Here is a 21336-nt window from a genome sequence, read left to right as displayed (position 1 = left end):
AGCAACCTGAAAATAAGATTAAACTTGAATTAAAATTTAGTCTCATAAGACTTTACTATAGATCATTCTGAGAGAGAAAACATGGTCTTTTGTTCTCAATTTGTTACTGCTACTCATAATCTATCTGGACTGTGGATTATCCCCCAGAACTAAAAGAATTGGATACGAAAGATTTATGTATCCATTCTGTAGTAATGATGAAAAGCATCTCTCGACCGCTATCCTTTCTATTGGCTAGTATTAGTCAGTAGCTATCCCATGAACAGGAGTATCACTTTAATGACACTCTTGCTGATCGTTAAACTAAAAAGGGGCTGTCTCAAACTACCATGGCTTTACGGCCATGGTAGTTTGGGACAGCCCCTTTCAGGGCTAAGAAATCTATTAGTCTTTCTTTCTTACTTCATCTAGAAAAGAAAATGGATTTTCACCTTCATGAGCAGGGTCTATATATTCACTTCGGACATGCCCATCCGTTTGGATGATTATTTCCGACTTTCCTTTTCCAAAAACAAAAGCTAAATCTCCCTCTATAATAGTTCCTCTATTTTCGATATCATCAGGCAAATAAACAAAAAGATTATTAATGATATATGGTGTTTTAAGATTTACTGTTTTGGTCTTTGAATCCCAACTAACGGGAGCTTTGGTTTGTTCTATCATAAATCGAAGTGGAACATATACGCGTTGATTATAAATAAACAAGTCTTCATCCGTTTCAAGCTTAGTATCATCTAAATAAATTCCTTTAACAGTATCAAAAACTTTAATAAATCTGCCTGTTGTTGAACTGTTTGCTGTAGCTGTGATTGATCCAAACAATAGACCTCCTAGGATGAAACCGAACATAAATTTTTTCATTACTATCGTCTCCTAATGATTAGATTGTGAAATTAATAGATGTAGAAGGACCGTATTGGTTTGTATTTTGATAGTATGCTCTAACAATGGCTCTATAATTACCAAGCGCTTTACCAGATTTTGAGAAGCTAGAATCTATAATCGTTTTATCACTAAAAGTAAAAAGTGTACTAGTTGTAATTCCTTTTATTAATCCAATATCTTTAGTAATTGTAGAGGATTGAATTAAGGTTAATGAACCCGTTGCTGAAACCTTATAATAATCTACTTTATAATTCCATTCACCTAAAGCATTATCTTTCCATGTTAAGTTTAATGTAGTAGAGTTCCACGCAACGTTTAAATCAGTTGCTTTGCCTGTGCCACCACCAAGCATATTATTAATCTCTATCACATCTGTACTTGAAGGAGCAGTCAAGTTGTCGCAACCAATCCCATCCATAACAGATATTATTGAACTATTGCATCCAAAACTTCCACTATCAATATATTGTTCATGTAACCCAATTGCATGTCCTATTTCATGCAGTAAAGTTTTAAATGCATCATCACCAACCCGAGTATCTGGTAAGTAAATCGTACCATAGGTTACGTACCATGGGCCGTGATCGGACACTTTCGTTTTTTCGGTAACTTGATAGCAACCCACAGAATTTACTGGACATTTAAGATTATATTCATTTTGTGGTAATTGGACGACAGCAAGATCACCATATGTATCCCAATCTTGTAGATTGATAATGGGAACAGCATCTCTCCAGGCTCTCATTGCATTCCAAATTTCACTCCCTATAGTACTGGTTGGCGAGTAATCGAAATCTATCCAAGTTCCATATAATATATTAGTAGGAATATGATTAGATCCAGCAGGCTCTTGTAAGCGAGTATCATATACAATCCAACGATAATGATGTGCAGATGCCATAGAAGAATGAACTATTAAAAATACACAAAATGAAGCCAAAAAACTAATAATAAATTTTCTCATATTTAAACCCTCCATTAATGAACGTGATTATTGTCTAGTTCATATTCTTCTCCCTTATCTTGTTTAACAGCATCAAGGAATTTAAATGGATCAGAGTCATTAGAATCAACTATTTCATCAAAAACTATTCCGGTATTTACGCCAATTTTAACTGAAGAATTCCCTTTACGAATTACATACGCAGGTAAACTACTTCCTTCTACGTGACCAGAAACGATAATACCATCTATATAGGTGTCTTCTGGTAGCTTTATCTTCTTTCCTGCGACTTCAATATCGATGCCCTTTGTCTCCTGCCCAGAAACGGAAACCTTTTCTCCATGTTTTTCAATGTGTTTCTTAACGAGTTTTCTATATTCTTTCTGTTCCTCAAGAGGGGCATTTTGTGAAGGGGCATCAGGAAGTTCATCATATGAACCTAAATTACTCGATGAAGCTGCTACAGATACTCCTAGAACTAATACTCCCATTAAACTGCCTAATATACTTGCTTTTTGAACTTTACTAAAAGCCATAACACGTCCTCCTACTGTAATTTAATTTTATCTCTCTCATTCTTAATTTTTCAGCCACATATTAATTTAAGGGAATGACAAGTCATACCTATACTATCACCCGTCAAAGTCGGCCGATGGTGGAAATAAAAGAATATTATCCCTTTTAGAAATGGATACAATAACCAAGTGAAATATTATCATAATATGGATTACCTTGTAAATAATAAGTTTCCTCACATATCTGTAAGTTGTCCCTCCCACTCTGGCAGATGTTCCCTAGTTTGTTTTAAGCTAAGGGTAACGATATTTAATCAGATCTGGGAGCAGACAGCCGCGGCTGACTTAACCACTCAAGAGTCGCCAAAGACAATTGAAATGATTGCGATTCTTGTACAATACCACGATATCGCAATCTGAATCTGCTGCCAGTTCGGGACGATGTATCGTTTTGCCTCGCCGCATGTACCGGGCACAGGCTGTGCGGCGCCATTTGGATAAAATGATGCCATATTCAATTTATTAAAGTGAATGTTGTTTTAGGACCAGTTATCATAGGGAGCATAAATGGAGCCGCGTCATATCGCAGATGATGTGCTGTGTGAGGACATGCAGCATGAGCTCGGCCTGACCTCCATCTCGGCCGCGCAGATCAGTCGCAAACACAAACAGGTCGATCCCGAACTGCTGCGACAAGTGTTCGAAAATGGCTAGCGCCCATTTGTACAAAAATGTTCACAAATACCGTGGCTAAATGTCAGCAGGTTAAATACACGAAAAAGCTGACAACTATCGCGTATTTGACTTGCACAATTGCAGGGTCGCGAAGGCTTGCAAATGAAGATAATAGAGTACGATTGTCCATACGTGTTATCCTTTTCAATGGATTATGGACAGGTCTACCTCTCCTATCTATTGTAAAGGATTTTTTTATGCTCGAATGCAGATGTGACAGAAAGTTATGAAGATTCCAAAAACATTAATGCAACGCTAGTGATATTTTGTGTCGAGTTTGGATATTAATGATTTATGCCTTGCTGGCAAGGCGGCGTGTGCTGTCACGTCAGGGCTCTCAGGCTCACCGCAATAAGATCAAGATCATCGACTCGACGACGGTCACGCTCTGTCTGCAGAAATACAAATGGGCCGAGTTCCGCAAGACGAAAGCCGATATCAAAGTGCATATGCGCTTGGCCTTTGTTGGCGAACAAGAAGTCATCCCGGAGAAAGCAACCGTAACCGTGGCAAAGAAAAATGACCGTACCCAGATGAACGAGCTTGTTCATGAGCCCGGCGTGACGTATGTCTTCGATCGCGGTTATATCGACTATGCGGCATTTGATCGCTTTTGTCTTGACGGTATCTTTTTCGTGACACGCCTCAAGAACAATACGCACATCGAACCTTTGCAGGAGCTGGAAGTCCCGGAGGGCAGCGGCGTTTCCGCCGATGTGCTCGTCCGAATCGGCTCGCAGCAGAAGAAGATGAAGCATACGCTGCGGATGATTCAGACCGAAGATTCACAGGGTAACCTGCTCTTTCTGGTGACGAATCGGTTCGATCTCACCTGCGATGAAATCAGTGAAATGTACCGTAGCCGCTGGGCCATCGATACATTCTTCAAGTAGATGAAACAGCATTTGCAGATCAAGCATCTTTACGGCACTAGTGAACGCGCCGTGTACAACCAGGTCTGGATTTCACTCATTGTGTTCTGTTTGCTCGTACGTCAAGATGGAAACGAAAGTCGCACACAGCTTGTTGCAACTAACTCGCTGGCTCAAAGCTTTGCTCTGGAAGCCTTATTCAAAGTGGTTAGAGCGAATGAAACGAAAGCCAACCCGAACATTTGCTGGCCGACGGATCGAGTCTTCTTGAGCTTCATTAAGCAAGGATAAATGACGTACATGAACATAAATACATAAAATTCCCAAATGAACAGAGCTACCTTTATGAGCTGCTCAACCTTTTGGATCTTAGGTTGAAAAATCGTTTTCTTAATTTTCTGACCAATCGAGTTTTAGATTTTATGCAACGCTAGTGATCCCTTTTTTTATGCCTGACGTTCCCACAGTATTCATAAATCAAAAACCCTTTTTTTATTTGTTAATTATTTATGGCGTGCTGCTTAGCTGAATTTATCGCTTCACTTGCCGGTTTTTTTATTAATCTCAGAGTATTTACTGACATACATGTCACTTTGCATTACCTGACATTGAGAACTTGATATAACTTTGCTTTAGACACTCCTGTCTGCTCAGTTATCTCTTTAATGGTATATTTCCGACTATCATATAGAAGCAACGCCATTTCAACTTTGCTCTTATCTAATGGTGGTCTTCCTCCTTTTCTACCTCGAGCCCGAGCGGCTTGTAAGCCGGCCTGGGTTCTTTCCCGTATTGTCTCTGCCTCCATTTCAGCTAAACCAGCCATAATAGCGAAGAAAAGCTTTCCCGCCGGTGTGCTAGTATCTACTCCTAAAGTAATTATCTGTAGACTGATTCCTCTTTCCTTAAGATCATGCGAAAGTTCGATTAACTGCTTGGTCGTCCGCCCAAGTCGATCCAATTTCCAGATAACTAAAGTATCCCCGGGACGCAAGTACTCCAAGCAACGAGCTAACTCCGGTCGATCACTTTTCTTCCCCGGAGACCTTTTCCTCAAAAATACGTTCACATCCAGCTGCCTTCAATGAGTCGATTTGTAAATCCATGGACTGATCGGCAGTCGAAACACGTGCGTACCCTATTTTACCCATTTAACAATCCCCTTTTGTCTATTAAACCTTTGATTATCATATTTAATATACTTTGAATAATAGACGATTAAATAGACAGGAACAATGGTCAGTTTGGGGCATTTTAAACTAATGTTGACAGAGTCTATAAAACGATCGTTTTTTAGTCAGACGTCGCACAGCATATCGTTTCAGAATAAAACCCAACACCAATTTTATGATTAGTGCTGGGTTTGTCAAAAATTAAATGAGATAATGATGTTTACGGCGTTATAGCTTTACTTTAAGGAGTCACTTCAGTCACGCCTGCCGTTTTAGGCTGCGGTGATCGATTCCGCTCCGGATGGATCGCCTTCTCGAAGATCCGGTTAATATCCTGCACCCACGATTCTCGCCAGCCTTCAGCAGATGCCGGTCCTTTTACCAATACGGACGTCCCTTCCGATTGCCCCTGCAATCACCAGATCCGACGGTGTGACCTCCACCGACCGATATTCCCGTCCGTGTGTCCCTTTTAGGAAAGGGCTGCGGTCAGAGCGGCCTTCACGGGCCCACGCGATAACGTACGACCTAGGCGCGTAGAATGGCCGTAAAAATTTCGTATAGACATTCTCCTTAAAACCGCAACTAACATATCCTAAGTAATAACGAAACTACCGGCTTGGGTTGAGGTGCTGATTCTCTCAATGCCGGCAACAACAACCGGCGGTTCTTATACGGTAACCGTATTAACGATTGGCAATGGCGGGAATACGACCACCTGATCTGGAGGGAATTCTACGTGAACGAGCATTGTAACACCTACGCCTGGCATCCTTCTTATTCTTCCGCACATCCCTCCCCATATCCGTACGCTCCATCCTCTCACAGTACGCCAACTTCCAGTTCAATGATATTCCAATCCATACATCAATTGGAGCTTGAACGGCAGCGAACGTTGCAGATGACACTGAATTTGCAGGGTGAGCTGGCCGACATACAATCCGCCGTGTCGCAAATGAACCAGAACAGCCAGCCTACTAATAAGTATGTTTATAACGATTTAAAAAAATTTGGAATTTGTCACGATGCGATCAACTTGGGAGCGCTAAGCGGCTCCTTCCAAAGCGGCTTGTTCAACGCCTCCGCGCCTTCTAGAGCTTTGCCGCCTACAATATCAACGACAAACATAACGCCTCAGGCTGGTCCGACCGCTGCGATTGCTCCGGCTGGCACTCAAGTTCCGGTTACGGGCGGGGCTCCGGCTGGCGCTCAAGTTCCGGTTACGGGCGGGGCTCCTGGCGTTTTCCCGGGTGCACCGATTTTAGAAGCCCCCAGCCCAACCCTATCACCAGGAATGGCGATTCCGCCAGGGCTTCCGATTCCGCCGGGGGCGTCGGGAGTGACTGCCATTCCGCCCGGTTTTACGCTACCGCCCGGTTCGGTCCAGATTGCTCCTGGATTGGCCATACTGCCCCCGGGAACGATCCCGTCGCCTGCCGCGGCTCCCAGATCGACTCCGTAAGGGGAATACGATCACTTACGAGCAAAAAAGCAACAAAAACACAGTATAAGCGCTTTCTGCATGCCAATACCGTGTTTATATACTCGTGAACCTCTCTCCAATGAATTTTGGAGAGCTTCTCATATCATCGGGACTCGTAGGACGATTTCTCCACAATTCGAGCAACGTTGCGAGGTGCGGTAAGGATTCACTTGAACAACCTGACGGCCGGCGCTTTCAGCTTTGTACGTCACGAATTGAACCAGCCCGTAATACTTGTGTGCTGATTGGCTACCTTTTCATGAAGTCTCGCGAGTTCGAGCACCGCTTTGCGGCGGCGGTTAGAACCGCGTTTTTTCTTCGAGACGGCACGCTGCTTTCTTTTCACCTTCTCGACTTCACAATAAAAACAGGCGTAATAGTTGCTGTTTTTGACTATGATCTTACAGGTCTTGATGAATCCTCGCGGCTGTCGATGAAGTCGGATTCGCACATCGCCAATCTTGGAAAGCCGAAGATGCTTTCCCTCTATGGAAAACCTGCTTTGAGGGTAGGTAAAAGAGTTGTATCGACTTTCCGGCTTGAATCTCGGGTAGCCTGCTTTCCCGCCGGTTTTGTCGCAACGAAAAATGGACTGGTACGCCTTATCCAGCTATTTCACCATATTTTGAAGAACCTGGGAGTTGACGTTTTTAAGCTCGAGTATGTACTTTATTTCTCTGGCATCGTTGCTTTTTGTTCGTAATAGGTCAATCTGTGTCCTGTTTGCTTGTAGGCAGCGATTCGTTCGGCGAGCAAGCGATTGTAGAGGAGAGCAGCGTTCCAGCGCAAAATGAATGTTCTCATGCTCTTCTTTGGTCGGATGCTTTGCCAGAGATGCCCGTCCCATAATCTTGTTTTCAAATGAGGTAACTTCAGAACAGTTTTCTTGCATAGATACCTTTTTAACATTTTAACGATGCAGGAAGGGGCTATTGGGGGATAAGCAGATGCAAAAACATGAATAAAATAAGCTTCAATCTCTGCTGACCGAACCGGTCGGTGGTACTTTACCGACCAAACGATGTGATAATTGACGTTGTAACGTAGGTTCTATAGTGCTTATATTGGAGCGATGCAATATTTTGCCCCTGCATCTCCACAAGGGGGATTTCGGGCTAAGCGGACTTTCATCTGCCCGATTTCGTCCGCTCATTCTAAATTTATCTTTTTCGTTACTACTCCCACCTTACTCGGTATACGCGCTTTCACGCTTCTTGCATTGCCACACAATAAATGGAATAAAATCAGTTCGTATTCAGACGTAACTTACTAAACTACAATTGAATTATAACTGATGGACACACTCTTCCCACCAGCCAAATGCCATGACTGCATGTGCGTTGTTCGTTCCTTGAGATACGTAGGAGAATAGGATACATGTACCAGGTCCGATAATCCAATGTCCGTGCTTCTCACTCGTGACTGTTGTACTAGCAAGAATTAATCGAGTCGAAACCGCTGTGCCTGCGCTTATCGCAGGATTTACTCCCTCACCTGACTGAATTTGTCCTCTTGGAATAGGTTTGGGTTGGTACGCGAGATTGGCGGAAGTCACTTTAGGGGATATTTTACCAGTAGGGGGTACTATAGAACAAAACCAAATTTTTGCAAGCATATTTTCCGGTGACATATTACTTGACACAAAAATATCGAGATATAGATTTACTCCAGAATTATAAGGATTAATAAGACCGGTCCAAGCCAAATTCATCCGGCCAACATTCAAAAACTCTGATTCGCCTAAGAAATATTTACCAGCATCTGCTTTAACGAGGGAATTTGCCACATTAACTACACTCAAAGGTTCTTTGAAATACATCGTACACCGTCCTTTATGGTATGCAATCTGACGATCCGATCCCTTCCGGGTCGGCGACATACTATTACCGCCGATGCCTCAATGTGTACCCTTCACATTTTCGTTACGAAGGGTATCGGTATCAATCACCGTTTGATTTACCCGGGTCGGTCATACACGATTTTTTGCGTAGTTTTTATCTGTGCCAGTGGAAGGTTCCCTTTGAATGAACGGGACATTCACACACTGAATATACTATTTAAGAATACTTTAAAGGGAGTGAAGAACCCGGATCGAACTTCTTTACGATTGTGCAAATATTTGTGAATGATGCGCCCAGGGATGCAGAGTTAACGAAAAGGCGTACGATCTGGAACTGCTTGAAGGCGACACTTAAACGGCATCTCCAAATTGAATGATCGAACTAGTACCTGCACGAATGATTTTGACAAAACCAATAACACAAGCCATTTGCGTCTCACTCCTTACTTTCTCAATATTATGAGTTAGTGTATGCGTTATCCGCCTAGACGTTACTTGGTCAGTCAACATCATTTGTCGTGTTAGATGACCGAGATCCTCGTAAAATTGGACGATATGGATAATCTTCAGATTTTATTATTTAACCTCGTATCGAAGCAATGGTCACCAACTCGCGGATTAGCTGCCCTATTATGCTGAACCTGTTAAGCGCTCCTCTTTTGTGACGATGAACAAGCCCGTTTTATATACCGGGTTCTCCTCTTCCGCCAGCCGATCCACAATTTCTGACATCCTTGCATCTACTTGAACAATAGCCGGTTGTTCAAACGTAAGATCATGCAAAACGCACAGCTCCAACGGATCGATGCTGTAATCCCGAGAGACAAGCTTATTACGACGTGCAATCTTTTCCGTCAGTATCGACCTTGGAAGAATGAGCGCCGACATCCCGGAAGCTAGCGTGCAAGATATTGTGAGCGGGAGCAGCATACTCATATCATGCGTTAGCTCCGCCAAGAACAGAATCGCCGTAAACGGCGAACGAGTAACCGCCGCGAAGACGGATGCCATCCCCAGAATCGACCAAGCCGCCGGACTAGGAGCATGAATGAAAATTCCCATGATTTCTCCAAGGGTCCCGCCTATTATTAATACCGGAGCAAGGATGCCTCCCGATGTACCGGAACCAAGTGAGATGGCCCATATGATTGTTTTAACAATCAGTATTTTCAGAGCCAATGACAGGGCAATTTGGCCGACCATCAATCCTTGGATCGTATTGTAACCTACCCCTAGGACCTGTGGGACAACAAATCCTCCGATCCCGACCACAATCCCTCCAATTGCAGGCCAATACATCCAATGAAGAGGCAATTTGGAGAAAAGATCTTCCGATCCGTATATCAATTTTGTTAAAATGTAGGCAACTGCAGGGCCCACTATTGCGAATAGAAGGCAGATACCCATCCCTTCCGCATTCATGACAAGTGCAGCATCGGATGGAAATATCGCTCCTGTCCCGAGGACGTTCATCCGAATAAAAGCAGCTACCCCGCTAGCCAGCGCGATTGGCATACCGCTACGGGGTCTCATCTCAAACGCGAGCAGTTCAATGACAAACAGCACAGAAGCGATTGGTGCACTCTATTCAAGGCTTTCCAGGACGCGATTACGCTACCGTTTCGGAATTGGCCGAACGGCTGCAGGTCACCCATCATGCATGTGTTGGACTTGTGACCCGTTGCGAGAAGAGCGGCTTGATTGTTCGGCGTCCAAATCCCGCTGATGCCCGCAGTGTACATATCACCCTGACGGAAAATGGATTGGCATTGCTTGAGAAATATCCTCGGTTCTTTTACAGCAAATTTGTGACCTTCATCTTGTGCTGCAGTTTGATAATAATCCCCAGGGTAACTCACATTAAGTGATACATGCAATAAATGACTGTGGAAAATCCATAGAATTTCGGATTCTCGCTTGCGTTCTATCTTTCAATCAATTAAATATTCATAGTACCGCTCGCTTACAATGCCTTCTTTGATAACAAAATAAAGATCAATGTACATATAGTCATTAACCGCATACGCAAAACTATCGGGAGGCTCACGTCCGTCCTTGGCAATAGTTGCAAATTTCTTCAGCACGCGCGAAGCCGGGTCGCCCACTCGATTACCCAATGACGTCGGATATGCGGGACCGGTGACTCGCATATTGACTACATAGAACCGATCGCCCTTGGGAGAATACATGGTCATCTCCATTCCGTCGTAGGCCAGCGTCTTCACATACATCCCTTGAAAAGTTCCCGCATCCCAGCCGAGCTGCTCGACCTTCTCTGATTTGGGCTTGCCAAGCAGCTGCTTCAAATCCTTCTCGTCATCCCAATCTTGCAGGCGTCGATCACGCGAAGTTTCTCGATCCGATCGCCATCCGACGCGATGCCGGTCCAATGGACAACTAGCTCATCTATCCCACCGTTGTTCAGATCGCTGTACTTCAACGCCGGAGGCGCCTTTCCCCATTCGCGTGCGTAAGGCCAGTCGTAGGTTTGGCGGGTTCCGTCCTCCCGTTTGATCGTAAACACCGATTGCCACCCTTGCTCGGAAGCAGCGAATAACGCAAACCTTCCGTCCGGCGTTCGGCTGACCGGACTGGTCGCGGCTGACGGACTCGGTTCCGCGGAAGCTTCCGCCGTCAGGCTTCGTTTGGTTTCTCCGTCTGCGGTCGTACGGTAGTCCAAGTCTCCTTGCAGAAGCCAAGCTGCTCCTACCCCGAACGCGACGACCACCCTGCGGCTAGAACCCCTTTTCTCCATTTGCCCGTTTTTTTCTGCATTATTTCGCCCCCGCTCTAATCTGATTGGGAACACTGTCGGATGACAGCTTCCATGCGTTAACATAGACGGCATATTCGCTTAAAAAGTTTCCATAAATATACATGCTACAGAAGAGCATTAGAATAACCCTATCAAAAGAATCAGCGACAGCCTTGGACGAAATATAACGCCTAGACTGCCGCTGTTTAACTCAACTAATGTGCCCGTTAGCGAACACTTGAACATACTTTTTATTACTTTCATCCAACATGAAACACACCAATTACGGTTTCACCATCAATGCATACAACGGAATATCGTAACCACCTGGAGGCCTACAGATTTGTATTGCTATAGCTTCATCGGGTGTCTTGGGCTTCTCACCCTGTAAATCTAGTACATCCCCATAGTACCATCCTCACCTACTGCACTAATTAAATCATGTTCCGTTTCAGATAGTCCCTTTTAGTTGTTTCTAATAATTTGTTGATAAATGGAATACGCAATAGTAATCGAATAATCCCATAAGCAATCATTGCACCAGTACAATTCAAAATAAGATCATCAACATCAAAAGTCCCTAACTTTATAGTGACCTGAAGAATCTCGATGGATAAATCAACAATGAGTATAAAAATAAAAAAATTAATCGCTTTTCTATATTTTTTAAACATCATTGGCAGAAAAATTCCTAAATGGAACAAGCATTATTAGATTCCCAAACAAATTCTCAAATAAGATATTGAAATTATAATGTTCTCTTCGAATAAAATATGTACTAATTGATTTTAATGGGTAAAAATTATAATATCTCTCTGAAAAACTTATGAAATGAAGACGATCAAGAACTAAATACTTAACAAGAACCAGACAGTAAATAATGAAAACAATCCATAAAAATGCCCTTATAATTCTACTCAAAAAAAACATCCCTTTCGTGTTATTGAACGAGCTATACTATTTAACCACCTCAATGAGACAACCACCCGGCGCTGCTTAAGGATTGATCCTACTCTGTAGCAGTATCGGATGGCGGAGCGAGAACGACCTTCAGAACTTTCACATTGTTTAAGGTTTTTCCTTCTGGGTAACGACAAAACTTTGTCCCTCCGGAATAAGACGTATACCGATTAATGACGCGATCCGAGCGCATCTCTTAGCGAGACGCCGGTCAAGTCCGGTATAACCAGCTTATCCTTCGGCTCCGTAATTAAGTAAATACGCTGCGTCGGATAGTACCGTTTTCCTGGTCGGACACGACCTGCTCTAAATATTCGCCTGGCTTATCCAAAATTTCATTAAGGCCGTTAACCACTTCATCCTCAATTTCGGCATCATGAATCGCCTGGGGATTAACCGCGATGTTATAAGCGATCGAATCCCTCGCCAGCATATTCCCGTTCCGGTCCGTAATCTGATTCGTTTCATCATCATCGTTCACCCTATTCACCTCATCGTAGAATTTATCTCTTTAGCGCTGTTATTACCGTGATGATTCCCTCAAGTGAACAACTAAACATTCATGCGATTTGCGAGCATACGATGTGTTTATTCTTGAATCTGCCCCATAAGATTTTTTAAGTCCAACATGCTTGCATCATTTATTTTTGGGTGATAGCCGTTAAACTGACACACCCATTAATCGAATAAGTTAACCCAACTATATTAACATAAAAGGAAATTATTGGAGTCGGGCATTGGCCCCATCTTGTCCTTTACTATTATTCCTCGCTATAAACTTAAGAGGATAGTTGTTATTAACTTGGGAAAAATATGATTTGGTAAATCTTCGATGCAGGAGGGATTGACGTGAGAATTCGGATTTTACTACTACTTGCACTCATCTGTTTTAATTTTTCGTCGATAGCAAGTGCAGAAACCCCGCTAACAGCTGTATTTATCCGTGATCATCAATTGTGGCTCAAAAAGGGTAGTCAAGAAATACAACTCACCAAAGACCGATATGTGTATTCTCCGAAATGGTCATATGACGGTCGTTTCATTGGATATATTGATGGTGATGAAAAGGGAGAAAAATCGGATTTGTTCATTTATGATACAAAGGAAAAAGAAAGCTACCAGCCTTACTTAAGGGTCGCGACATCTGACTTTAAATGGTCCTCTAACAAAAATCAGTTGGCCTACACGGATCAAGGTATATTAAATGTGACAAAAACAAAGAATGACCGGCCGCAAGGCTTTGAAAATGTCTCATTAGGCGTTAGTGGTTTTGAATGGTTTCCGAACGGGAAAGAATTTATTGTTTCCTCACAATCCAACTTACTTCCTACTGGATGGAGTCCAATTCCACTTTATAGAATACCTGTAGATGCAAATCTTGCTACAGATAAAATAAAGCCTTTTTATACGATTCAAACGAAAGAACCTGACTTGTTTGGGATTGATGCCGATTATTTTAAGTGGAGTTCTGATGGGAAGCGGGTTAGCTTTTTAGTTATTCCTACAGCGTCTTGGTCCATGGACAGTAATACATTAAGTGTTTTATCATCACAAGGAAAACAATTTAAAGCAGTCGGAAAAATGTTAGGGTTTAAAGACTGGTTTAAGTGGGCTCCTTCTGCCAATCAATTGGCTTATATTTCAGGAGAAGGAAGATTTTTTGTTGAAAACAAGAAAATGACGATAGCCGAAATACCAGCATTTAAACAGCAAAAAGAATACACACCTAAAGGATTTGTAGACCTTGATCTGGAATGGTTCTCTAATGACTTGGTAATTGTGGCTCGTGCGAAAGAGAACAAGGAGTGGAAAGAAGGACCTGTACCAACTATGTTCACATCACTTTACGCTATAAACATAAGAACAGGAGAGCAAAAACAAATCTCGTTTCCTGGGAAAAATGAACGTGACGAAGATCCTCAAGTTGTTGGACCTTACCTTACTTGGTTTCGAAAGGCAGAGCAAGCTAAAGGGGATGTATGGGTAAAAAATGCTTTAAATGGTCAGGAGCAGATATGGATAAAAAATGTAGATTACGCTCCAACGTTTTTTACACCGGAGCAAAGTTCCTAAGAATATGTTGAATAATCTAATTCAGCAAAAATAATTAAAAAACCCAGCTAATCTTCTCTTGTGAAGGTAGCTGGGTTTTTAAAGTTAGATGTGTTTAAAAACAATGCAAATTACCGTTTTTTTAACCGAACCGAACCGCTCAATTACACTTGCTATACCCGCAATTAATACACTGCTTGCAGCCCTCGAGATTGATCAGCGAAGCCGAGCCGCATGATGGGCATAGATCCCGTGATGTCACAGCAGCTTCGCGATGCGGCTTCACTATTGCATGAGTTGCAGCCTTTTCTTCCGCAAAATAAGTTTCTTCCTTTATAGCTGCTTCCATTCCGGCCGCATGTTCGGAGTGCTGCTCCAGATGCATTTCCAACGACTTCGCTACCGCATCGGCGATCGACTCCACGCGGTTTACTCCAAAGCCGATTGCGCCCGAGCCGCCGATCCCCTTCAAATGCTTGATCAACAGCTGTGCCTTATGACCGTGTTCGCCATACCGGAGAAACAGTGAGCACACTCGGCCTAACGCTTCAGCCATCGCGAAAACGTCCGAGCCTGCTTTGCCCACATTGAGGAAAATCTCGGCAGGCGTTCCGTTCAAATCGTTGATCGTAATATAAGCCATGCCGAAAGGTGTATTAACCTTATAGGTTGCGCCGCGGAGCACCTGAGGCCTGCGCTTGTACTTCTTGTCGACCACTTGGTCGGGCAATGCGTCCAGTACGGCCCCTTCCACCAAATTCTCATCAAATAGGCGCTCGTCATGCAGGGCAGATGAAACATCGGTATCCGCACCTGCCCGGTCTTCCCTGCTCTCTTCCCCGGAAGTGGACAGCACCTGCACATCGCGGCTTCCGTCTCTGTAGATCGTCACGCCTTTGCAGCCAAGCTCAAAAGCCAGCTCATACAAACGCTTCGTGTCCTCCACCGTAAAATCGGCCGGCGCATTCGCCGTCTTCGAAATCGAGCTGTCGACCCAGTGCTGGATGGCTGCCTGCACCCGGATATGATCCTCCGCAGATAAGCTCATGGCCGTAACAAAATAATCGGGAAGCTCCTCACCCGGATGAGCATCCTTCCATTGCTGCGCAATAGGCACAAACTGCCGGTCGAAGCCTAGACGGCTTTGGCGGAAATATTCGAACGCAAAATAGGGCTCGATTCCGGTCGAGGTGCCAACCATCGTACCCGTGCTGCCTGTCGGGGCCTGGGTCAGCACCGTCACATTACGCATGCCGCCAACCGCAACCGCTTCTCCGATTTCGGGAAAAGCATCGATCATATGCTGCATGAAGCCGCTTTTCACGTACAGCTCGGCGTCAAACGCCTCGAAAGACCCCTTCTCCGCCGCGATTTCGCTAGAAGCCAGATAAGCCTCGCGCGCGATTAAGCTGTACAGCTTATCCAGAAACCTTAACGATTCCGGGCTACCGTATCGGATGCCCAGCTTGATCATCAGCTCCGCAAGCCCCATTGTACCCAGGCCGATCCGCCGCTCACGCTTCTGATTTCGTTCATTTTCTTCAAAATGGTACGGCGTTTTGTCGATGACATTGTCCAGAAAGCGAACCGACCACCGCGTGACCTTGGCCAGCTCATTCCAAGCAACATCATGCTTCTCCTCGTCGTAAAACTTCGATAAATTAAGGGCAGACAGGTTGCAAACACCCCATGCCGGTAATCCTTGTTCGCCGCAAGGATTAGTACTAATTATCGGATTAAAATACCAGCTGTTCGACATTTGGTTGTAATATTCCATAAACACGACGCCGGGCTCCGCCGATTTCCAGGCCGATTCAATGATCGTATGCCACATGTCTCGTGCGCGGACGGTTTTATATAACACTACTTTTTTGCCGAGCCGCTTCCATGCCTCCAAGTCCCCGGTCCATAGATCGTCATAGCCGTCTTCCTTCGTATCCGGGAAAACCAGCTCCCAATCGAGATCCTCCTTCACCGCATGCATGAAGGCGTTGCTGACGCAAACAGACAGATTGGCGTTAGTCACCTGGCCCATCGTTTGCTTGACAGTGATAAACTCCTGGACGTCGGGATGCCAGTCGTTCATCATCATCATTAAAGCGCCTCTTCGGCTTCCACCCTGCTCAATCAACCCCGTCGTATAACTGAACAGCCCTCCCCAGGAGACGGAACCGCTCGAGGTGCCGTTAACGCCGGCGACGATCGACCGCTTTGGTCTGAGGGATGAGAGATTCATGCCGACGCCACCGCCGCGGGCCATAATTTCCGTCATTTCCGTTAATGTCTGCATAATACCGCCGCGGCTGTCTTTCGGCGACGGGACGACATAGCAGTTGAACAGCGTCAGCTCCTCGCTTGCACCCGCGCCTGCCGCAATTCTGCCGCCAGGCACCAGCTTCCAATCATCCAGTATATATTGGAAGTTTCGTTCCCACTCCAGCCGTTTCTGCGGGTCCTTCTCGACCGAAGCCATCGCCGCGGCCAGCCGTGCCCACATCTCCTGAGGCGTCTTCTCGATGGTGAGCGTCAGCTTTTCCACGCTCGATTCCACGATGTCGCCGCTGCGCAGACGTACCTTTACCGAGCTTCCGCTGCGCTCGATCACCTCTCCGACTTCCTTCGCAGGAAATTTCGGATCGTCCTTCGTCAGAACAAGCACGATGTCGCCGACCTTTGCCGCATTCGAATCCGCGTTTTTCCAAGCATACCGGTCCAAAAAGATTTTTTCGCTGAGCCCTTCCAGTCCTTTGCCGCGTAACGTCGCCATCGCCGCTCCTCCCCCTCATCTGTTCGTTAAATGAAGTTTACACGTCAATCGATAAATTTCAATATATTGTGTCTGACTTCCATTATACTACACAATATATTGATAAACATCTGCTTGACAGGCCATAATTTCCACCTTTATCCACCCATTCTCCGTTTCTCCCATCCATTCTGGTTCAATCTCTTTTTTAGGCCTGTTCTTATTAATCTTGAAAGAAAGGGCAATACTTATTACAAATTATCCTTTACCGCGGAAGGAGCTGCACAGCTGATGTTTAACTCTCCGACTTCTCAGACCGCCTCCAACGAGAGCGGCTCCGCCATCTTCACTCGCAAGCTGCATTCGCTGGTCGATCTGCAATGCGACCGTACTTGGTTCGAAGAGCTTCAAAACCGGTTAACCCGCGGAGGGCCGTGGGATGACTGGACCTTATACCAGCTTACGATGGAAGCCGAGCAGGCCAAACGGATTGAAAGCTTCGAGCAGCTGCTGAGCCTGCGCTCACTGCCGTCGTTCGAGCCGATGCCCCACCAGATCAGCACAGCGCGCAAGGTCGTTCATGAAATGGGCGGACGCGCCATTCTTGCAGACGAGGTCGGTCTCGGCAAAACGATAGAAGCCGGGTTAATCCTTAAAGAATATATCGTGCGCGGCCTTGCGAAGCGGATTCTTATTCTCGTGCCGGCCTCGCTTGTCCTTCAATGGGTGCGCGAGCTGAATCAGAAATTCGGTATCGCCGCCGTTGCGCAGAAAAAAGAGCATACGTGGGGCTACGACGTCGTCGTGGCTTCGATCGATACCGCCAAACGCGAGCCCCACCGGGACATTGTGCTCGGCACCGATTACGATCTGATCATTATCGACGAAGCGCATAAGCTGAAAAACAAAAAAACGACAAATTACCAGTTCGCCAACCAGCTTCGCAAAAAATATTGTTTGCTGCTTACCGCAACGCCTATTCAAAACGATCTCGACGAGCTGTATAACCTGATCACCCTGCTCAAGCCCGGCCAGCTCGGCGGACAAAGCGAATTTGCGGCTAATTTCGTCGTCGACAAACGGCTTCCGAAAAACGAGGATCAGCTGCAAGAGGCGCTGTCCACGGTTATGATCCGCAACCGGCGCGGGGACGGCGGCATCCACTTCACGAAACGGTTCGTGAAGAACATCCCCATCGAATTATCGGCGGATGAAAAGGCGCTGTACGACGCGGTTACCGGCTTCGTCCGGGAACGGTATGACGAAAGCGGCGGAGATATGAGCAGCATGCTCTCCCTCGTTACCCTTCAGCGCGAGGTGTGCAGCAGCCGGGACGCGGTTTTCCTGACGCTGGTGAACCTGTTCAAGAAGACTGCAGAGGATTCGCCGCTCCGCCCGAAAATTTGGGAGCTTGTCGACAAGATCAAAAACATCAAGGCAAACACGAAGGCCGAAAAAGCGATGGAGCTCGTGAAGGAATTCGGCGAAAAGGTTATTATTTTCACGGAATACCGGGCGACCCAGGAGTATTTGCTGCAGTTTTTCCGGGCGCAAAATATGGTCGCCGTTCCTTACCGCGGCGGGATGAACCGTGGCAAGAAGGACTGGATGATGGATCTGTTCCGCGGACGGGCTCAAGTGCTTATCGCGACGGAAGCCGGCGGCGAAGGCATTAATCTTCAATTTTGCCACCATATGATCAACTTCGACCTGCCGTGGAATCCGATGAGGGTCGAGCAGCGGATCGGACGCGTTCACAGGCTTGGACAAACGGAGGACGTAAAAATTTACAATTTGTGCACGCTCGGCACGATCGAGGAGCATATCGTCAATTTGCTTCACGAAAAAATCAATTTGTTTGAGCTCGTTATCGGAGAGCTGGATCATATTTTGGAGCGCTTTGAGAACGGGGAAGGCACGCTCGAGCAGAAGCTGGCAAGAGTGCTGATCGAGGCAGGCAACGATGACGCCTTGAAGGAAAAGCTGAGCGAGCTGGGCTCTTCGTTAAGCCGCATAAGAGACGAGGTGCAGACGGGCAGCAGCGCTTATGCAGCAGCGCCGGATTTGCTCGTGAAGCTGGATTCGTTAGGAGAATCCGTGGAGGTGAGACCTTGAACGAGAAGCAGGTTCACAAATTTATAAACCGGTATCTGGATGCTACGGAATGCCAAATTTTAGAGAAATCGCCCGCCCATTTTACGGTAAAATTGTCTCCCCATGCCGACCGCGAGCTGACTAATCGCCCCTATTATTGGAGCTTTGTCGACCGCGTGAACGCCGAGCCGGAGACGATGACTTTCCTATTCGTGACGGACAAGCAAAAATACGATGCGGCACTTGAAGCCACAGCCACTCCGCCGGCAGAGCAAGGAGCCGAAGCTGCAGGTTCGCCGGAAGCTGCAGCAAATGCGGCTCTGGGCCGCTCGCTCGGCTTTGTTCACGGCAGTCTCGCCGCTCCGGCGCGCATTCCGCGAGAGGACCTGTATTTCGGAGCCCGGAAGCTGGATCAGGTATTCGATGCCGCGAAGGCAAAAGGCAGCTTCGTTTACTTGTTTCAGGAGCCGGACAAACGGAGCAGCAACCCGTTCAGCTCGACACCCTACACCGCTTGGCTCGGAGTCAATTTGAGGGTCGAGTTCGCATGCGACCGCAAGCGCGAGGAAATTCATAGCTTCGGAATTTCTTTGGCAACAGGCACCTGCCTGGAGCATTTCCATGAGCGGCTCCTGACGATGAAGCTCTCGCCTCGTCTTCCCGCCAATGTGCATATTACGAAAAACGGCATATCCTTCAACAAAGCGCTAACGATCGCCGAGCAGACTCTGGAGAAAAAGCTCCGCAGCTACGATTACAGCTGGGCCGCTGACGCCACTGCGCGGCTGGAGGAGGAGCTTGAGCGCATCAATGGCTACTACGAGCCGCTGCTTCAAAATGCGCTGGATGAAAACAAATCTGCGGTCGAAGAGCAGTTCACGCAGCGTCAAGCCGAAATCCGGTGGCAATATGAGCCGCGGGTCACCGTATCCGCCATTAACTGCGGAATCTTCCACCTCGAAGGCATCGATTGACGTTATTTAGACGAGATCCGCATCGTTACGTCAAAAAAAGGCGGTCATACGGCCGCCCTTGCCTGACAGGTTGCAACAGTCTTCGTACGGCTTGTCCGCTACAATAAGCACGAGGTGATCAAAGATGCGAAAACCATTCATTAAATTGACGGCAGCCTGCGTATTAACCGCGATTGCACTGTATTCCGGAGGCTTGCAGCAGCAGGCCGCGGCAACGACGGAAGCAGGCAGCCCAAGCACCGATTACCAGTCTGTCGAGGAGCAAGCCCGGCATTTTGTGGACGAGCTGTCGGGACAGCCGCATTTTGAACGCTGGAAAAATGCGACGCTTCAGGTTTCGCCGATCGGACCCGGCACGCACAGCTGGCTGGTGCTCGTGAAGCAAAACCGGGAAACGGTTGGTTATCTCGTCATCAATGCTGTGGAAACCGGAGGTTATCAGCTCGGGGAGTACGGAACGGGAAGCCACCCTTTCTTCGATCAGCATACTTTATCAACAGCCATAAAGAGGCTCGAGCTTATGCAGCCCTCGAACGGCGTCGAATCTCTTTACGTTCATCCGCTTTTGGCCGCCTGGAAAATTAATGACGGGGATCAAGAAAACTACGCTGACGCCGCAAGCGGTGAACTGCTCCCGGTACGGGACAAAGATTGGCAAATCGCCTCGTCCATGAAGCTGATCGTGAATGAGAAAAAACAGGCCCCTTCGTCGGCAAAGCTGCTTAAGTCCGTCTCTCTCGCTTCCATCGATCCGTTCGGCAAACTTCCGTGGCTCACCAAAGCGCCGATGCCGCTAAGCACAAAATCCTATTGGGGACTTTTTAATACTTTAAATAATAAAGAACAGCTCCGCTACACCGCAGAGCTGTTCGAAGGTCAAATGCTGTACGTCTGGTCAGTCGTCGGATATTCCAAGTGGGACAGCGGCCATTTGTACGTAGCGCTTGAAACCGATGATGCCGGCACAAGCCGCCGCTATGTCCCTCTTCTGCTGCTTCTGGAGCTTGGCCGCTTCTACCGGTGACGTCCGGTCATACCGCGCCACCAGAGCAGCAGGCTCATCGGACCGTAGCCGAACCATCTCGTCAGCCAAGGCTCTCTTCGTGCCTTGGCTGACGTTTTGAGCTGCCTGCGGTCTTCCTTGGAAGTTTCCATATATGCGATAAACTGCTCCGCCACATATTTCACGTATTCGTCTCCGCCTTTAGCCATCCTCATCACCTCTCCCGCTTTGATGATGCTATCAGTTTGCCCGCCCGCTCCCATCCGTAAACATGCATGAGTTTTCCTCCAATAAGCCACGCTAACGT

23 protein-coding genes and 1 pseudogene are annotated in these 21336 nt (G+C 46.4%); 9 read left to right on the top strand and 15 right to left on the bottom strand.

Features of this window, described 5'->3' with window-relative positions; translation table 11 throughout:
- Positions 1-384: 384 nt before the first annotated feature.
- Genes KP806_RS01580 through KP806_RS01570 form a run of 3 tightly spaced genes read right to left on the bottom strand, consistent with a single transcriptional unit; the run spans position 385 to position 2364 of the window.
- Positions 385-861 (bottom strand): stalk domain-containing protein, encoded by a 477-nt coding sequence (locus tag KP806_RS01580; RefSeq protein WP_224721800.1) that lies wholly within the window; start codon positions 859-861, stop codon positions 385-387.
- A 19-nt stretch (positions 862-880) separates the two neighbouring features.
- Positions 881-1849: a hypothetical protein gene (locus tag KP806_RS01575; RefSeq protein ID WP_224721799.1), complete on the bottom strand. Its 969-nt coding sequence runs from the start codon at positions 1847-1849 to the stop codon at positions 881-883.
- 14 nt (positions 1850-1863) lie between these two features.
- On the bottom strand, positions 1864-2364 hold the full coding sequence (locus KP806_RS01570) for a hypothetical protein (protein WP_224721798.1): 501 nt from the start codon (positions 2362-2364) through the stop codon (positions 1864-1866).
- Positions 2365-2910: 546 nt separating this feature from the next.
- Here KP806_RS01570 and KP806_RS01565 point away from each other — a divergent pair.
- Both KP806_RS01565 and KP806_RS01560 read left to right on the top strand, forming a co-directional pair.
- Positions 2911-3057, top strand: coding sequence for a hypothetical protein (locus tag KP806_RS01565; RefSeq protein WP_224721797.1), 147 nt, complete (start codon positions 2911-2913; stop codon positions 3055-3057).
- A 308-nt stretch (positions 3058-3365) separates the two neighbouring features.
- The gene (locus KP806_RS01560; protein WP_224721796.1) at positions 3366-3971 is read left to right on the top strand and encodes an IS4 family transposase; all 606 of its coding nucleotides are present in this window, start codon (positions 3366-3368) and stop codon (positions 3969-3971) included.
- Positions 3972-4548: 577 nt separating this feature from the next.
- Here the strand turns inward: KP806_RS01560 and KP806_RS01555 are convergent.
- Both KP806_RS01555 and KP806_RS01550 read right to left on the bottom strand, forming a co-directional pair.
- A pseudogene (locus KP806_RS01555) lies at positions 4549-5101 on the bottom strand (recombinase family protein).
- A 262-nt stretch (positions 5102-5363) separates the two neighbouring features.
- Entirely contained in the window at positions 5364-5507 is a 144-nt protein-coding gene (locus tag KP806_RS01550; protein WP_224721795.1) for a hypothetical protein, read from the bottom strand.
- 516 nt (positions 5508-6023) lie between these two features.
- Between KP806_RS01550 and KP806_RS01545 the strand changes: the two genes are divergently transcribed.
- On the top strand, positions 6024-6584 hold the full coding sequence (locus tag KP806_RS01545) for a hypothetical protein (RefSeq protein ID WP_224721794.1): 561 nt from the start codon (positions 6024-6026) through the stop codon (positions 6582-6584).
- Between the two features lie 119 nt (positions 6585-6703).
- On the opposite strand, the gene KP806_RS27935 is transcribed toward KP806_RS01545, so the two are convergent.
- Positions 6704-6829, bottom strand: coding sequence for a zinc ribbon domain-containing protein (locus KP806_RS27935; protein WP_224722404.1), 126 nt, complete (start codon positions 6827-6829; stop codon positions 6704-6706).
- 35 nt (positions 6830-6864) lie between these two features.
- Between KP806_RS27935 and KP806_RS01535 the strand changes: the two genes are divergently transcribed.
- On the top strand, positions 6865-7308 hold the full coding sequence (locus KP806_RS01535; RefSeq protein WP_224721793.1) for a hypothetical protein: 444 nt from the start codon (positions 6865-6867) through the stop codon (positions 7306-7308).
- On the opposite strand, the gene KP806_RS27930 is transcribed toward KP806_RS01535, so the two are convergent.
- The 3 genes from KP806_RS27930 to KP806_RS01525 all read right to left on the bottom strand — a co-directional run bounded on the left by KP806_RS27930 (position 7275) and on the right by KP806_RS01525 (position 9978).
- Positions 7275-7583, bottom strand: coding sequence for a transposase (locus KP806_RS27930; RefSeq protein WP_397376353.1), 309 nt, complete (start codon positions 7581-7583; stop codon positions 7275-7277). The two genes, KP806_RS01535 and KP806_RS27930, sit on opposite strands and share 34 nt — an antisense overlap.
- A 307-nt stretch (positions 7584-7890) precedes the next feature.
- On the bottom strand, positions 7891-8424 hold the full coding sequence (locus tag KP806_RS01530) for a DUF6143 family protein (protein WP_224721792.1): 534 nt from the start codon (positions 8422-8424) through the stop codon (positions 7891-7893).
- Between the two features lie 651 nt (positions 8425-9075).
- Entirely contained in the window at positions 9076-9978 is a 903-nt protein-coding gene (locus tag KP806_RS01525) for a chloride channel protein (protein WP_263575560.1), read from the bottom strand.
- A 44-nt stretch (positions 9979-10022) separates the two neighbouring features.
- Between KP806_RS01525 and KP806_RS27925 the strand changes: the two genes are divergently transcribed.
- Entirely contained in the window at positions 10023-10313 is a 291-nt protein-coding gene (locus KP806_RS27925; protein ID WP_224721790.1) for a MarR family winged helix-turn-helix transcriptional regulator, read from the top strand.
- Between the two features lie 63 nt (positions 10314-10376).
- Here KP806_RS27925 and KP806_RS01515 read toward each other — a convergent pair whose 3' ends face one another.
- The 4 genes from KP806_RS01515 to KP806_RS01500 form a co-directional block, all read right to left on the bottom strand.
- A complete protein-coding gene (locus KP806_RS01515; protein WP_224721789.1) occupies positions 10377-10751 on the bottom strand; it encodes a hypothetical protein in 375 nt (124 codons plus the stop codon).
- Entirely contained in the window at positions 10748-11173 is a 426-nt protein-coding gene (locus KP806_RS01510; protein ID WP_224721788.1) for a hypothetical protein, read from the bottom strand. The genes KP806_RS01515 and KP806_RS01510 overlap by 4 nt, the downstream gene beginning before the upstream one ends.
- A gap of 461 nt (positions 11174-11634) precedes the next feature.
- On the bottom strand, positions 11635-11904 hold the full coding sequence (locus tag KP806_RS27920; RefSeq protein ID WP_224721787.1) for a VanZ family protein: 270 nt from the start codon (positions 11902-11904) through the stop codon (positions 11635-11637).
- A 506-nt stretch (positions 11905-12410) separates the two neighbouring features.
- Entirely contained in the window at positions 12411-12641 is a 231-nt protein-coding gene (locus KP806_RS01500; RefSeq protein WP_224721786.1) for a hypothetical protein, read from the bottom strand.
- Positions 12642-13009: 368 nt separating this feature from the next.
- Between KP806_RS01500 and KP806_RS01495 the strand changes: the two genes are divergently transcribed.
- On the top strand, positions 13010-14233 hold the full coding sequence (locus KP806_RS01495; protein WP_224721785.1) for an eIF2A family protein: 1224 nt from the start codon (positions 13010-13012) through the stop codon (positions 14231-14233).
- A 139-nt stretch (positions 14234-14372) separates the two neighbouring features.
- On the opposite strand, the gene KP806_RS01490 is transcribed toward KP806_RS01495, so the two are convergent.
- Positions 14373-16979 (bottom strand): adenosylcobalamin-dependent ribonucleoside-diphosphate reductase, encoded by a 2607-nt coding sequence (locus KP806_RS01490; protein ID WP_224721784.1) that lies wholly within the window; start codon positions 16977-16979, stop codon positions 14373-14375.
- A 270-nt stretch (positions 16980-17249) separates the two neighbouring features.
- Between KP806_RS01490 and KP806_RS01485 the strand changes: the two genes are divergently transcribed.
- The 3 genes from KP806_RS01485 to KP806_RS01475 all read left to right on the top strand — a co-directional run bounded on the left by KP806_RS01485 (position 17250) and on the right by KP806_RS01475 (position 21050).
- Positions 17250-19073 (top strand): DEAD/DEAH box helicase, encoded by a 1824-nt coding sequence (locus KP806_RS01485; RefSeq protein ID WP_224721783.1) that lies wholly within the window; start codon positions 17250-17252, stop codon positions 19071-19073.
- Positions 19070-20026: a YqhG family protein gene (locus KP806_RS01480; RefSeq protein WP_224721782.1), complete on the top strand. Its 957-nt coding sequence runs from the start codon at positions 19070-19072 to the stop codon at positions 20024-20026. Before KP806_RS01485 ends, KP806_RS01480 begins: the two co-directional genes overlap by 4 nt.
- Before the next feature lie 124 nt (positions 20027-20150).
- Positions 20151-21050 (top strand): hypothetical protein, encoded by a 900-nt coding sequence (locus KP806_RS01475; protein WP_224721781.1) that lies wholly within the window; start codon positions 20151-20153, stop codon positions 21048-21050.
- Here KP806_RS01475 and KP806_RS01470 read toward each other — a convergent pair.
- Entirely contained in the window at positions 21041-21238 is a 198-nt protein-coding gene (locus tag KP806_RS01470) for a YqzE family protein (RefSeq protein ID WP_224721780.1), read from the bottom strand. The genes KP806_RS01475 and KP806_RS01470 overlap by 10 nt on opposite strands.
- Positions 21239-21336: the final 98 nt, after the last annotated feature.

The sequence above is a fragment of the Paenibacillus vietnamensis genome, from assembly GCF_020169515.1.
GTDB classification, from domain to species: domain Bacteria; phylum Bacillota; class Bacilli; order Paenibacillales; family Paenibacillaceae; genus Pristimantibacillus; species Pristimantibacillus vietnamensis.
Note: the sequence above shows the minus strand (reverse complement) of the source record. Positions and strands in the feature narration are given on the sequence as shown.